Source organism: Streptomyces panaciradicis, assembly GCF_023516615.1.
GTDB lineage: Bacteria > Actinomycetota > Actinomycetes > Streptomycetales > Streptomycetaceae > Streptomyces > Streptomyces panaciradicis.
The window spans coordinates 1-13,431 of sequence record NZ_JAMGBF010000071.1 but is presented as its reverse complement, the minus strand read 5'-3'; the positions used below and the strand labels follow the sequence as shown (position 1 = coordinate 13,431).

The 13,431-nt window shown below is 71.8% G+C and carries 13 protein-coding genes; 8 read left to right on the top strand and 5 right to left on the bottom strand.

Features of this window, described 5'->3' with window-relative positions:
• Window positions 1-76: 76 nt before the first annotated feature.
• On the top strand, window positions 77-1,315 hold the full coding sequence (locus M8J74_RS23405; RefSeq protein WP_249838328.1) for an exo-beta-N-acetylmuramidase NamZ family protein: 1,239 nt from the start codon (window positions 77-79) through the stop codon (window positions 1,313-1,315).
• Between the two features lie 81 nt (window positions 1,316-1,396).
• Entirely contained in the window at window positions 1,397-2,713 is a 1,317-nt protein-coding gene (locus M8J74_RS23400; protein WP_249838327.1) for a serine-threonine protein kinase, read from the top strand.
• Between the two features lie 69 nt (window positions 2,714-2,782).
• Here M8J74_RS23400 and M8J74_RS23395 read toward each other — a convergent pair whose 3' ends face one another.
• Entirely contained in the window at window positions 2,783-5,566 is a 2,784-nt protein-coding gene (locus M8J74_RS23395) for a penicillin acylase family protein (RefSeq protein WP_249838326.1), read from the bottom strand.
• A 223-nt stretch (window positions 5,567-5,789) separates the two neighbouring features.
• On the opposite strand from M8J74_RS23395, the gene M8J74_RS23390 reads away from it, so the two are divergent.
• The 3 genes from M8J74_RS23390 to M8J74_RS23380 all read left to right on the top strand — a co-directional run bounded on the left by M8J74_RS23390 (window position 5,790) and on the right by M8J74_RS23380 (window position 8,403).
• Window positions 5,790-6,392: a hypothetical protein gene (locus tag M8J74_RS23390; protein WP_249838325.1), complete on the top strand. Its 603-nt coding sequence runs from the start codon at window positions 5,790-5,792 to the stop codon at window positions 6,390-6,392.
• Between the two features lie 119 nt (window positions 6,393-6,511).
• Window positions 6,512-7,243, top strand: a complete 732-nt coding sequence (locus M8J74_RS23385) for a 3-keto-5-aminohexanoate cleavage protein (protein ID WP_249838324.1) — start codon at window positions 6,512-6,514, stop codon at window positions 7,241-7,243.
• Window positions 7,244-7,335: 92 nt separating this feature from the next.
• Entirely contained in the window at window positions 7,336-8,403 is a 1,068-nt protein-coding gene (locus tag M8J74_RS23380) for an RNA ligase (ATP) (RefSeq protein WP_249838323.1), read from the top strand.
• Between the two features lie 10 nt (window positions 8,404-8,413).
• On the opposite strand, the gene soxR is transcribed toward M8J74_RS23380, so the two are convergent.
• On the bottom strand, window positions 8,414-8,890 hold the full coding sequence (gene soxR, locus M8J74_RS23375) for a redox-sensitive transcriptional activator SoxR (RefSeq protein WP_249838322.1): 477 nt from the start codon (window positions 8,888-8,890) through the stop codon (window positions 8,414-8,416).
• A gap of 108 nt (window positions 8,891-8,998) precedes the next feature.
• Between soxR and M8J74_RS23370 the strand changes: the two genes are divergently transcribed.
• Window positions 8,999-9,460, top strand: a complete 462-nt coding sequence (locus tag M8J74_RS23370; protein ID WP_249838321.1) for a MaoC family dehydratase — start codon at window positions 8,999-9,001, stop codon at window positions 9,458-9,460.
• Window positions 9,461-9,482: 22 nt separating this feature from the next.
• Here M8J74_RS23370 and M8J74_RS23365 read toward each other — a convergent pair whose 3' ends face one another.
• The 3 genes from M8J74_RS23365 to M8J74_RS23355 form a co-directional block, all read right to left on the bottom strand.
• Window positions 9,483-10,106, bottom strand: coding sequence for a TetR/AcrR family transcriptional regulator (locus tag M8J74_RS23365; RefSeq protein WP_142150916.1), 624 nt, complete (start codon window positions 10,104-10,106; stop codon window positions 9,483-9,485).
• A gap of 139 nt (window positions 10,107-10,245) precedes the next feature.
• The gene (locus M8J74_RS23360) at window positions 10,246-10,491 is read right to left on the bottom strand and encodes a YiaA/YiaB family inner membrane protein (RefSeq protein ID WP_058926271.1); all 246 of its coding nucleotides are present in this window, start codon (window positions 10,489-10,491) and stop codon (window positions 10,246-10,248) included.
• 61 nt (window positions 10,492-10,552) lie between these two features.
• Window positions 10,553-11,704: an acyl-CoA dehydrogenase family protein gene (locus M8J74_RS23355; protein WP_249838341.1), complete on the bottom strand. Its 1,152-nt coding sequence runs from the start codon at window positions 11,702-11,704 to the stop codon at window positions 10,553-10,555.
• Window positions 11,705-11,793: 89 nt separating this feature from the next.
• Here M8J74_RS23355 and M8J74_RS23350 point away from each other — a divergent pair, with 89 nt between their 5' ends.
• Together M8J74_RS23350 and M8J74_RS23345 are read left to right on the top strand one after the other, a co-directional pair.
• The gene (locus M8J74_RS23350; protein WP_058926270.1) at window positions 11,794-12,435 is read left to right on the top strand and encodes a TetR/AcrR family transcriptional regulator; all 642 of its coding nucleotides are present in this window, start codon (window positions 11,794-11,796) and stop codon (window positions 12,433-12,435) included.
• 58 nt (window positions 12,436-12,493) lie between these two features.
• On the top strand, window positions 12,494-13,213 hold the full coding sequence (locus M8J74_RS23345) for an ArsR/SmtB family transcription factor (protein WP_249838320.1): 720 nt from the start codon (window positions 12,494-12,496) through the stop codon (window positions 13,211-13,213).
• The last annotated feature ends 218 nt before the right edge of the window (window positions 13,214-13,431 follow it).

The window sequence follows — 13,431 nt, the reverse complement described above, 5'->3', positions numbered from 1 at the left end:
CCCGTCGCGTGGGCACGGCGAGCCACGGCTGACCGGCGGCTTCCACCCGGCCCGCGGGAGCAATACCGTGCCCCTCATGCGCCTCTCCAGACGAGCACTCCTCGCAGCGACCACGGCAGCAACCTCCCTCACCGCCGCACCCCCGGCCGCCGCGGCCGAGCCCCGCCGCCGGCTCCGCACCGGCTTCGAACGCCTCGCCGCCGACGGCTACGCCCTCCTGGACGGCCACCGGGTGGGAATCGTCACCAACCCCACCGGCGTCACCCGCGACGTCCGCCACATCGTCGACGTGATGCACGCCGACCCCCGCGTGAACCTCGTCGCCGTCTTCGGCCCCGAGCACGGCTTCCGCGGCACCGCGCAGGCGGGCGGCTCCGAGGGCCGCTACGACGACCCCGCCACCAAACTGCCCGTCTACGACACGTACCTCAAGAGCGGCCGGCCGCTCGCCGACGTCTTCACCGCCTCCGGCGTCGACACCGTCGTCTTCGACATCCAGGACGTCGGCGCCCGCTTCTACACCTACATCTGGACGCTCTACGACTGCATGGAGGCCGCCCAGCTGGCCGGCAAGCGCTTCGTCGTGCTCGACCGCCCCAACCCGGTCACCGGCCGCTCCGCCCAGGGCCCCGTCCTGCACAAGGAGTTCGCGACCTTCGTCGGCAGGCAGCCGATCTCCCAGGCGCACGGCATGACGGTCGCCGAGCTGGCCCGGCTCTTCAACGGCGAGTTCCTCACCGACCCCGTACCGCTGGAGACCGTCCTGATGACGGGCTGGCGGCGCTCGGACCTCTACGACGCCTCCGGGCTGCCCTGGGTGCCGCCGAGCCCCAACATGCCGACGCCCGACACCGCGCTCGTGTACTCGGGCACCTGCCTCTTCGAGGGCACCAACCTCTCCGAGGGCCGCGGCACCACCCGCCCCTTCGAACTGCTCGGCGCGGACGGCATCGACGGCCGCTGGGCCGCCGGGGTGAGCGAACTCGCGCTGCCCGGCGTGCACTTCAGGGAGGCGTACTTCGCGCCCACCTTCTCCAAGTTCCAGGGCAGGACCATCGGCGGGGTGCAGATCCATGTGCACGACCGGACGGCGTACGACCCGGTCCGCACCGGCATCGCCCTGCTGGTGACCGCCAAGCAGGTCTGGGACGGCTTCGCCTGGCGCTCCGACCACTGGATCGACAAGCTGACGGGCTCCGCGCAGGTGCGCACCGCGATCGACGCCGGGGCGAGCACCGAGGACGTCGTGGCCGGCTGGCGGGAGGAACTCGCGGCGTTCCGGCGGATTCGAAAGGAATACCTCCTCTACAAGTGAGTCGCGGCGTATGGCCATTGCCGCCCGGTAGCAGGACGATGCGCCCACATCGCACCACTTCGGGGGACGAGGGAGCCCGTCATGGCACAGCCGGCCACGAGCGTGACGCCTTACTGGGAGCTGACCTTCGACGCGGACGGGGACGTCGACGCGACGGAACGGGACGCGCTGCTCGCCCAGGTCGGCGCGCACGGCGTCCGCGACCTGATCGTCTTCGCGCACGGCTGGAACAGCGACCGCAGGCACGCGACCGCCCTGTGCACCGGGTTCTGCCGCCCGGTCCGCGGCCTCGCGCCGCGGGCCAGGATCGGGTACGCGGGCGTGATCTGGCCCTCGATGCGCTTCGCCGACGAGCCGATCCCCGACTTCCCCAGGTCGGTGGTGGCCACGGAGGCGGCGGCCAATCCGGCGCCCGCGCTCGACAAGGACACCCGGCACGCGCTGCTGGAGACCTTCCCCGGCCGGGCCACCGTCGTGGACCAGATCGCCCGCATGCTCGACCAGCGGCCCGACCACGAACTGGAGGAGTTCGGCAGACTCGTCCGGCTCCTGGTGGAGGTCGTACCGGGCGGGCCGCAGCCGTTCTTCGCGGCGGACACGGTCGCGGAGGGCGTCCCGCAGAGCGAGCCGGCGCTGTTCACCGCGGACACCGCGACGCTGTGCGACGAGTTCGCCCGGGCGCTGGCGTCCCTGCGGGCCGGCGGCGACCCGGAGGCGTTCTCGCTGCCCAACCCCTGGGACGGGGCGAAGGAACTGCTGCGGCAGGCCACGTACTACGCGATGAAGCGGCGCGCGGGAACGGTCGGCGAACGCGGACTCGGCCCGGTGATCGGCAGGCTGGCGGCCGCGGCCCCGAACGTGCGGGTCCACCTCGTCGGGCACAGCTTCGGCGGGCGTCTGGTCTCGTTCGCGCTGCGCGGCCTGCCGGAGGGCGTGCGGACCGTGAAGTCGGTGACGCTGCTCCAAGGGGCCTTCTCGCACTACGCCTTCGCGGCGCGGCTGCCGCAGGACCCGCGGACCGGCGGGGTGCTGCAGGGTCAGCAGAACCGCATCGACGGGCCGCTGGTGTGCTGCTACTCCCGCTACGACCAGGCGCTCGGCACGCTGTATCCGCTGGCCTCGCGGATGGCGGGCCAGAACGACGCGCTCGCCGGCTTCGACGTGCTGGGGGCGGGAGGCGAGTGGGGGGCCATGGGCCACGACGGGGTGCAGGCGGTGCCGGGCACCGTGCGGCTGGACCTGGCCGAGGCGCTGCGCGGGCCGCTGGCCGCCTCCGGCTGCGTGAACGTCGACGCCTCCGCGGTGGTCAGACGCGGGGGCCCGCCGTGCGGGGCGCACAGCGACATCGTGCATCCGGAACTGGCGCGGGTGGTGCTGGCGGCGGGCCGCATCGGCTGACCCGCCGCCTTTCGTGCCATGTCACACGTCACGCGTCACATGTGACGCACCACCCCGCCCGGTTCCGGCTCACCGGTGCGACGTGTACTCCACCACCTGCTGGAACGTCGGCCGGTTCTGCCAGCTGATGTTGCCGTGCTTGATGCCGCCCAGGGTGCGCTGGACGATCGAGTCGGCGCACCACTGGTCGCCCGCCGAGCAGAGGCTGTCGCCGGGGTAGACGGTCGACGCGGACGTGCCGGCGGCCGTCTTCAGGGTGCTCATCAGGATGTCCCGGCAGGAGCTGAGGCTGCCGCCGCCGCAGTACTTCTGGCCGAGTGGGCCCTGCACGTTCTCCCCGAGCACCGCGCGGATGTCCTTGTCGACGTAGCTCCACCAGCCGTACTGGAAGGAGCTGCCCGCGTGCGAGCCGGTGGGCCCGTGGGCGGCCGACGGGGCCTCGTCGACGGGGAGGTTGCTGGTGATGGCGGTGTACAGGTCGTTGCCGAGGCCGGGTTGGAACTCGGCCTTGACCAGCAGCGGCCACCAGGCGTCCAGGATGCGGATGGCGTCGGCGTTGGCGTACTTCTTCGAACCGGCCGAGGTCTCCGTGCGCTTGGCGCCCGCGGACACCCACGCCTGCAGCTTGCTCACCGCGTCCGCGACCGTGGAGTCGGTCACCGTGCTGCTGTTGACGACCTTGAGCAGCTTCGGCAGGACGTCCTCGGCGCGCAGGTCGGCGAGGGCCGCGTCCGCCATCGCCTGCACCAGCTTCGTACGGGTCACCCCGCCGGCGGCGACCAGCTTCTTGACCCGGTCCTCCAGCAGGTTGCCGCGGTGCACCGAGCCGTCGCCCCAGGGCGCGCTCGTGTAGTCGAGGGCCTGCTTGTTGTTCCAGGAGACGTAGTAGTCCTGGTCGACGGAGTTGGGGTGCGCCGAAGCGGGCGTGTAGTCGGCGGTGTTGGTGGCCGGGTCCCAGTTCTTCCACTCGTAGGCGGCCTGCCCCCACACCGGGAACTCGGCGTCGACGCCGCTCGCGCGCACCGGGTTGTCGCCGCTGTTGTAGTAGGCGGTGTGCGAGGAGTCGGCGTAGAACCAGTTGAAGGTGTAGTTGATGTGCTGGGCGGCGCTCTGGAAGTCCTTGGGGCCCTTGACGTAGTCGGGGTCGTTCAGCATCTGGAAGCCGATGATCGAGTCGGCCTCGTGCATGTAGGAGGAGCGCAGCGTGGTGTAGGCGACCTTCTTGCCGCCGACGGTCGCCCGGTACTCGACGGGCCCGTACTTCGTCCTCCACACCCGCATGGTGTACGACCCGGCGGCGGTGCCGTCGGCCGTGGTCGGCTTCCAGGAGTTGGCCCGTTCGACCTTGTCCATGGCGGTGCAGGTGCCGTGGTAGAGGTAGTGGTAGTCGTCCTGGCACAGCTCGACGGCGTAGGTGTCGATGATGTCCTGGCCGGAGGTGGTCGCGGACCACGAGTAGTCCTGGCCGCGGCCCAGTTCGACGTACATGCTCAGGCCGGCGAAGGAGGCGCCGCGGGCGCTGATGCCCGGGCCCTGGATCTCCTGGAGCATGAGCAGCTGAGGTGCGAAGTACCCGGTCTGCGGGCCGAACACGGCGATGGGGTGGCCGCTGGCGGTGTACTTGCCGCTGACCACGAGGGCGTTGGACATGCCGCGCCGGGCGGAGCTGAGCGCGGTCGTGGTGGCCGTCTTGGAGGCGGCGGTGGCGCTCTGGCTCGCGCCGGTGCCGGTGGCGTCGTAGACGAGCGGCTCGGTCGTCACGGAGCCGGCGTCGGGCAGGGCCTCGCCCTGGGCGTCGGCGGGCTTGGTGGCGTAGGGGAAGCTCTCGCCGTTGTGGACGGTGAGGACGGCCTCGGGGTCGTTGCGTTCGCGGAAGGACTCCCAGACCTTGGTGCCCTCCGCGACGCCGTACTTGGACTGGGCGGCGATCAGTGAGATCGCGTTGTTGACCTCGCCGCCGCCGCCGGCGCCGAACAGGGCGCCGATCACCGAGCCGAGGGCGACCAGGTCGGTGATCTTGAAGTGGTCGATGGTGCCGGCGTTGGTGATCGAGTCCTTGTGCCCGGTGAGGACGTACTCGCCGGGGAAGTAGCGGCCCGAGTCGGAGGCGTCGATGTAGGCGTTGATGCCGGCGAGGTAGGCGTTGGCGTCGGCGAGGGCCTGCTGGCCGCGCGCGCCGTTGTTGGCGACGGCGTTGTCGATCTGGGCCTGCAGATCGGCCTCGGAGTAGGGGGCGTTGCGGTAGAACTCCTGCTCCAGGCCCTGGTTGGAGGCCGCGCCGCCCGCGAAGGTGGTCAGCTGGCCGCGGCCCACGTGCCGGAAGACGTCCATGAGCCACAGCCGGTCCTCGGCCGCCGCGTAGCCGGCGCCGAACTCGGTGCCGTAGCGGGTGGTGCCGGTGATGTGCGGCACGCCGGTCTTCTTGTCGCGGACGATCGTCACGTCGCCGCGTCCGGCCGGGCTCTCCGTGGAGGCGACTTGATCCGAGGGAACACCGAACGAGGCGTCGTTGAAGAAGGTGTTGATCTTCGCGTCGGTGAGTCCCGAGTAGCCCGTGGCCAGGTTGGCGTAGGGGCCGAGCTGGTCCTCGGCGTGGCTGGGCTGGGTGCCGAAGGCCTGGTTGAGGAGGATCTGCGCGAGGGTCGCGTTGCCGTTCTCACCGGGCGGCAGGATGTCGGAGCACTGGCCGCCGCAGTAGTCGTTCGAGGCGGTGGCGGCGGTGGCGGTCGCCTGGGTGAGCGAGGACAAAAGGCCGGCAATCAGGACGCATATGGATGCGGACTTCAGGAACCCGGTGAGTCTGCCGGGAGTTCTCAGTCTGTCGAGGGTGGTGCGCACGGTACGCCGAGGCATGGCGGCTCCTGCCGACGAGGGGGTGTGGCGGGACGTTACCGCCGGTATCCCCGGGAGTGAAGGTGAACATGCGTCAAGTTTTGGAAGACGGTGGTCGGCTTATGGAGGTCATCGGAAATCGGATGGAGCCGAATCGCTTGTCGATACGTCTATTCGGCGACGTCCTTACGACGACGCCGAAGTGACCGAAGTACAGGTGCAGGTGTGACGGAGGTGCAGGACGATGGCGGGTTTCCGGAGTCTGGCGAGACAGGTCCGCGATCCGCGGTGCGATCTGGCACTGCGGCGCTACTCACTGCGCAAGTGCCTTGAGCGGTTCGCTCCTTACGGGCACAGGGCGACCTGGGACCACTTGTGCTCCCGGGCGGGGTTCGGTCCCGAGGACCGCTCCCCCGACCCAGCGCGGCTCGTGGCCGCACTGGAGGAGTTGGAAGAGGCGCGTTCGGTCTGGCTGGCCTACGAGGTCGAGTTCGCCGAGCGGCGCAAGAAGGAGAAGCACGACGGGCTGCGCCGACCGGGCAGCGTGGACGACTGGCACCGGCTGACCTGGGGCGGTTTCGGTGTGGCGTGGTGCGACGACCCGCGGGTGCACCCCCGTGAGCCGCTGGCCGAGGTGCTGCGCAGGCTGATCTCCGCCCTGGAGCGCGAACCGGGCACGGAGTGCCCGGTGTGCGGCGGGGAACGGCTGGTGTGGACGTACGACCTGGACCATGAACCGTCCTCCGGTCCGGTGTGCAGCAACTGCGGAATTCTGGTGCCACGGCCCGTGCTCAAGCCCGAGGCCCTGGCGGACGCAAGGCGCGGAAGGCTGCTGGTGTCGGCCTAGCACGGCGGGGGTGCGCCGGGGATGCCGCACCCCCTGTTCTGTCCGCGTTCTGTCCGCGTCCTGTCCGCCGGCAGTCCGGCCGGCGATCCGTTGTCAGTGGCGTCCGGCAGGCTTGGGGCATGGTTCAGGTGTGTCTCAACGGGACGCGGGGGTCCGCCGACGGCGCGATGATCCCGCTGACCCCTCAGGCGCTGGGCGAGTCCGCGGCCGAGGCCGTCGCGGCCGGCGCCACGGATGTGCACGTCCACCCCAAGACGCCGTGCGGGCGCGACGCGTTGTCGCCGCGGGTGATCGGACCGGTGCTGGAGGCGATCCGGGCGCGGGTGCGGGTGCCGGTCGGGGTGACCACGGGGGCCTGGGCCGAGCCGGATCCGGCGGCCCGGCTCGCACGGGTGCGGAGCTGGGCGGAGCTGCCCGCCCCGCCCGACCACGCCTCGGTCAACTGGCACGAGGAGGGCGCCGAGGAGATCGCCGCCGCCCTGATCGGCCTCGGTGTGGGGGTCGAGGCCGGCGTCTGGTCGGGTACGGACGGCGCGGCGCGGTTCGCCGTGTCGCCGCTCAAGGGGCGGGTGTTGCGGGTGCTGGCGGAGGTGACGGACGCCTCTGCCGGGACGGCCGAGGACAGCGCGCGTGCGCTGCTGGCCGACCTCGGCCCCGCGCGGGGGCGCCCGGTGCTGCTGCACGGCGAGGACGGGGGCGCCTGGCCGGTGCTGCGGCTGGCGGGGCGGCTGGGGCTCGCCACCCGGATCGGCCTGGAGGACACACTCGTCCTGCCGGACGGCGAACCGGCCCTGTCCAACGCCGAGTTGGTGGCCGAGGGACTGAGGCAGTACCGCGACGCGCGACGGTAGCAGCCGTAAATCCGCTCGCTCCACCGTTTTCGCGTCCGGACAGTGGGAGGCGATGAGACCGAACTGAACGCCCTCCCGAACCGAGGTGTCCCATGTCGACGCTCCGCGTCACCGCCGAAGTGCTGACCGTCCACGAGCATCCCAACGCCGACGCGCTCGAACTGGCCCAGGTGGGCCTGTATCGCGCGGTCGTCGCCAAGGGCGCCTACCGCACCGGCGAGGCCGCCGTCTACATCCCCGAGCAGGCCGTGCTGCCGGCCGGGCTGATCGAGGAACTGGGGCTGACCGGGCGCCTGGCGGGCACGAAGGCCGACCGGGTCAAGGCGGTGCGGCTGCGCGGCGAGCTGTCGCAGGGGATCGTGTGCCGCCCGAAGGCGCTCGCGGACGTCGATCTGACGCGGGCCGCGGCGGAGGGCACCGACTTCGCGGAGGTCCTCGGCATCACCAAGTGGGTGCCGCCGATCCCGCCGACGATGAACGGCGACGTGGAGTCCGCGCCCGAGCTGCTGCCCTGGGTCGACATCGAGAACATCCAGCGGTTTCCGGACGTCTTCGCACCGGGCGAGGCTGTGGTCCTGACCGAGAAGCTGCACGGCTCGGCCTGCCTGCTGACCTACGCGGCCGACGAGGGACGGGTGTACGTCTCCTCCAAGGGCTTCGGCGCCAAGTCCCTGGCCCTGAAGGAGGATCCGCGCAACCTGTACTGGCGCGCGGTGCACGGCCACGGCGTCGCCGAGGTCGCGAAACGGCTCGCCGGGCGGCTGGGAGCGCGCCGGGTCGGGATCTTCGGCGAGGTGTACGGCGCCGGGGTGCAGGACCTGACCTACGGCGCGGACGGCCGGCGGGAGAGCCTCGGGTACGCCGTCTTCGACGTCTGCGCCGAGATCGACGGGGCCGTGCGGTGGCTGGACGCGACCGAACTGCTGGACGGGGAGCTGCCGTTGGTGCCCCGGCTGTACGAGGGGCCGTACGACGTCGAGCGGGTACTGGAGATCGCGAGCGGGCGGGAGACCGTGTCCGGGCGCGGGCTGCACCTGCGGGAGGGCGTCGTGATCCGGACCGCGGTGGAGCGCCACAGCCCGGTGACGGGCGGCCGGGCGATCGCGAAGGCGGTGAGCCCCGCCTACCTGACCCGCAAGGGCGGGACGGAGTACGAGTAGGCGCTCGCCGTCACTCGCCCGCGGCCGCGCGCCGCCGCTCGACCATCAGCCGCGACCCGCTCCGCCGCTCGCCGAAGGCGTCGTCCGGGTTGGACAGGACGCAGGAGTCCAGCGACAGGCAGCCGCAGCCGATGCAGTCCGTCAGGTGGTCGCGCAGGCGGTTGAGCTGCCTGATGCGCTCGTCCAGCTCCGAGCGCCAGTTCTCCGAGAGGCGGGCCCAGTCCTCGCGGGTGGGGGTGCGCTCCTCGGGGAGTTCGGAGAGGGCCTCGCGGATCGTGGCGAGGGGGATGCCGACGCGCTGCGCGGCCCGGACGAAGGCGACCCGGCGCAGGGTGTCGCGGGTGTAGCGGCGCTGGTTGCCCGCGGTGCGGCGGCTGCTGATCAGGCCCTTGGACTCGTAGAAGTGCAGGGCCGAGACGGCGGCGCCGCTGCGCGCGGCGAGCTGGCCGACCGTGAGCTCGTGGATCTTCTCGGGGATCTGGGGCACCCCTCGAACCCTACCCACCCGACGCGGCCCGCCGTCCGTTGACATCGGATTCCCGGCCGACCATGCTAAGCAGTTGCTTAGACATTGCGACGCATGGGAGGCCGGGACATGGCAGAGCCGAGGATCTTCACCTCCGCCGACGAACTGAAGGCGGCGGTGGGCGAGCAGCTGGGGTACACCGACTGGCTGGAGATCGACCAGAAGCGGATCGACCTGTTCGCGGAGGCGACGGGCGACCACCAGTGGATCCACGTGGACCCGGAGAAGGCCGCCTCGGGGCCCTTCGGCACGACCATCGCGCACGGCTACCTGACCCTGTCGCTGCTGCCGCTGTTCGGCCCGCAGCTGATCCAGGTCCAGGGCGTGAAGATGGGCGTCAACTACGGCACCAACAAGGTCCGTTTCCCCGCCCCGGTCCCGGTCGGCTCGCGGCTGCGCGCGACCGCGAGGATCAGCGGGGTCGAGGACGTGCCCGGCGGCGTCCAGGTGAGCGTCGCCTACTCGGTGGAGCGCGAGGGCGGCGACAAGCCGGTCTGCGTGGCCGAGTCGGTGGCCCGCTTCTACCTCTGACGCCCCGACGGCGGCCCGGCGGCTACTTGACCCCGACCATCCGCAGCACGAGGTCGGCGTAGAGCGCGCCGACCTCGTCCGGCGTCCAGGGGCCGTGGACGTTGAACCAGCGCGCGACGTCGATGCAGAGGGAGAGGACGGCGAGGGTAGTGCCCTTGACGTCCAGCACGTCGAAGTCGCCGACGGCGATGCCGTCCTCGATGATCCCGCGCACCTCGGCGTCGCACTGGCGGCGCAGCGCGAGGATCTCGGCGCGGGCGTCCGGGCCGAGGGAGTCCAGCTCGTACTGCACGACCCGGGCGGTCGTCCGTCCCCCGGCGTGCCAGCGCACGAAGGAGCTGACCGCGTCCGCGAGCCGCTCGGCCGGGGTGCCCTCGCCGCGGGCCGCGGTGCGCAGGATGTCGACGGCCTTCTCGTGGCCGATCCGGCTGATGCGGTGGAGCAGCTCTTCCTTGGTCTTGTAGTGGATGTAGAGCGCGGCCGGGCTCATACCGGCCCGGCCCGCGATGTCACGGGTCGTGGTGGCGTGGTAGCCGCGCTCGGCGAAGGCCTCCACCGCGGCCATCAGCAGCCGCCGGGCCGCGTCGGGCGTGACCTCGCCCCATGGCGCCACCTCGCCGCCGGCCGTCTCCTCCGCCGTACTCATCGCTCGCTCGCCCCTCTCGCAGACAGACACCCCACCATACCGCCCAAGGTGAGCGAGCGCTTAGTCCGCGTGTTCACAGGTTCCGCGGCCGTCACGGCTCGGGGGCTCCGCGGGGTCACAACTCGGGGGTTCCGCGGGATCAGAGCTTCTCGAAGGGGTGGTACGACCGCTCCACCGCCTCCTGGCGGTCCCGGATCACCTTGGCCAGGGTGAAGGCGGAGGTCACGAGGTACAGGACGGCGATGCCGAGGAAGGCCCGCACCCAGGCGTCGGCGTTCAGCTTGAAGATGCCGATGGCCGTGGCGGCCATGGCGACGGCGAAGGAGGCGACCGCCTGGCCGTAGAAGGCGGCGGTGTTCTGCTGCTTGCCCGAGGTCTCACTCATGGGGACAAGGGTGCGGGCGGGCGGCACCGAGGGGTATCCGCGCACATACTCAGCCGCGTACTCAGAACGCCGAAACCCCCGTCAGGGCACGGCCGATGAGGAGTTTCTGGATCTGGCTGGTGCCCTCGTAGAGGGTCATCACCCGGGCGTCGCGCAGCAGCTTGCCCGCCGGGTACTCGTCGATGTAGCCGTACCCGCCGAAGACCTGCAGCGCGTTGTTGGCGGCGCGCACGGCGGCCTCGGAGGCGAACAGCTTGGCCTTGGAGGACTCCACCGCGAACGGCAGCCCGCGGTCGATCAGGTCGGCGACCCGCCAGGTCAGCAGCCGGGCCGCGTCCACGTCGACGGCGATGTCGCTGATCAGTTCCTGCACCAGCTGGTGGTGGGCGATGGGCCTGCCGAACTGCTCGCGCTCGCCCGCGTATCCGACGGCCGCGTCCAGGGCGGCCTGGGCTATGCCGACGCAGCCCGCCGCGACCGACATCCGTCCCTTGGCGAGGGCCGACATGGCGACGGAGAACCCCTTGCCCTCCTCCCCCACCATCGCGGAGGCGGGCACCCGCACGTCCTCGAGGACCAGCTCGGCCGTCGCCTGGCCGCGCAGGCCGAGCTTGCCGTGGATGGTGCGGCGGGTCAGACCGGGGGTGTCGGTCGGCACGAGGAAGGCGGAGACGCCCTTGTGGCCGGGGGCGTCGGTGGAACGGGCGAACAGCAGGACGACGTCGGCCCAGGTGCCGTTGGTGATGAACATCTTGGTGCCGCTCACGACGTAGTCGTCGCCGTCGCGCACCGCGCGCGTGGTGAGGTTGCCGGCGTCGGAGCCGGTGCCCGGCTCGGTGAGGCCGAAGCAGCCGACGTGGTCGCCGGACGTCAGCCCCGGCAGCCAGCGCCGCTTCTGCTCCTCGCTGCCCCAGGCGGCGATCGTCTTGGCGACCAGCCCGAGCGAGACGGACACGATCCCGCGCACGGACGAGTCGCCGCGTCCGAGTTCCTCCGTGACCAGGCAGTACGCGAGGTGGTCGCCGCCGGAGCCGCCGTACTCCTCGTCGATCGTCAGCCCCAGGAAGCCGACCTCTCCGAGCTTCTTCACGAGGGCCCGGTCGACCTCCTCGGCGCGGTCCCAGGCGACGACGTTCGGGGTGATCTCCCGTGCCACGAAGTCCCGGGCGAGCCGCCGTACGGCCTCCTGCTCCTCGCTGAGCCCCAGGTTCACCACGAGATCACCCCACACAGACAGATCTTGAAAGCCGTACCTTTAAATTAGCACTGCTAGTTTCTGATCGCAGCCCTACTATGTGCGCCATGGCCCGACCGCGCAAGCCCCTGCTGAGCACCGACCGGATCGTCGAGGCGGCACGCGCGCTCGTGGACACGGAGGGCCTCGCGGCCGTCTCCACACGCCGGCTGGCCGCGGAACTCGGGGTCAGCGGCCCCTCGCTCTACAACCACTTCCGCACCAAGGACGAGATCCTGGAGGCGGTCGCGGACTCGGTGAGCGCCCAGGTCGACCTGTCGATGTTCGACGACGGCCGGGACTGGCGGACCGCGCTGCACGACTGGGCGGTCTCCTACCGGGCGGCGCTGCGCGACCACCCCAACATCGTCCCCGTCCTCGCCACCGGCCCCGGACGGCGTCCGGCCGGCCTCCGGCTCGCGGACGCGGTGTACGGCGCCATGGTCCGGGCGGGCTGGCCGGCGGCCCAGGCCACGTCGATCGGCGCGCTGATGCGGTACTTCATCATGGGCTCCGCGCTCGGGTCGTTCGCGGGCGGCTTCGTGGACGACGCCACGGCCTACGACCCCGCCGACTACCCCCACCTCGGGCAGGCCCACCTGCTGGCCGAGCATCAGGAGAAGATCGACGAACGCGCCTTCGAGACGGGGCTGACGGCACTGCTGGACGGGCTCGCGCAGCAGTACGAGCAGGTACGGCGGCGGGTGTAGCGCGGGTGTAGCGACCTTTCGGCGGGGGCCGAAGTGTCCGTGGCCCATCCTGGGGTGCATGACGACGAAGGACCCCCAGGCGCCGCGACTGGCCGGGCTGGCCGGCCTGATGGCCGACGAGACGCGGGCGGCGTGTCTGCTGGCGCTGCTGGACGGCCGAGCGTGGACCGCCGGTGAGCTCGCCCGGCACGCCGGGGTCGCCGCGTCGACGCTCAGCGAACACCTCGGCAAGCTCGTCGCGGGCGGACTGCTGAGCGAGGAACGGCAGGGGCGGCACCGGTACGTACGGCTCGCCGACGCGCGGGTCGCGCAACTGGTGGAGGATCTGGCCGCGTACGCCGGGGCCGGGCCGGGAGACGTCGTGGGGCGTCCGCGGGGGCTGCGGGCGGTGAGCGCGGGCTCGGCGATGGCACGCGGGCGCACCTGCTACGACCACCTGGCGGGGCGGCTCGGCATCGCTGTCACCGACGCGTTGGCGCTGCGCGGGCTGCTGCGGGTGGACACCGGGTTCGCCCTCACGGACGCGGGGGTGGAGTGGTTCGGCGCGGCGGGGATCGCCCTGCGGCGCTCGGGCCGGCGCCCGCTGGCCCGGGCGTGCCTCGACTGGACCGAGCGGCGGCCTCATCTCGCGGGGGTCGCCGGGGCGGCGCTGTGCGAGCACGCGCTGGACGCGGGGTGGTGCGTGCGGATCGGCTCCGAGCGGGCGGTGAAGGTGACTGCCGTCGGGGAACGGGCGCTGCACGAGCTCCTGGGGATCGAGGAGGGGGCGTTGCGGTGAGGGGCGGCTACGGGGGTGGGGGCTGGGGGCTGGGGTGGCTTCGCCGGCTGCGGGTGGCGTGTGGCTGGTCGCGCAGTTCCCCGCGCCCCTTAGGGGGTGGTGCGGGCGCATGTCGAGTGCGGGAAGTGGGGGTTGATCGCGCAGTTCCCCGCGCCCCTTAGGGGGTGGCAGGCGGCGGAGTTTCGGAGTCGGGGCCCCTGATAGCCAACGGCCCGGCA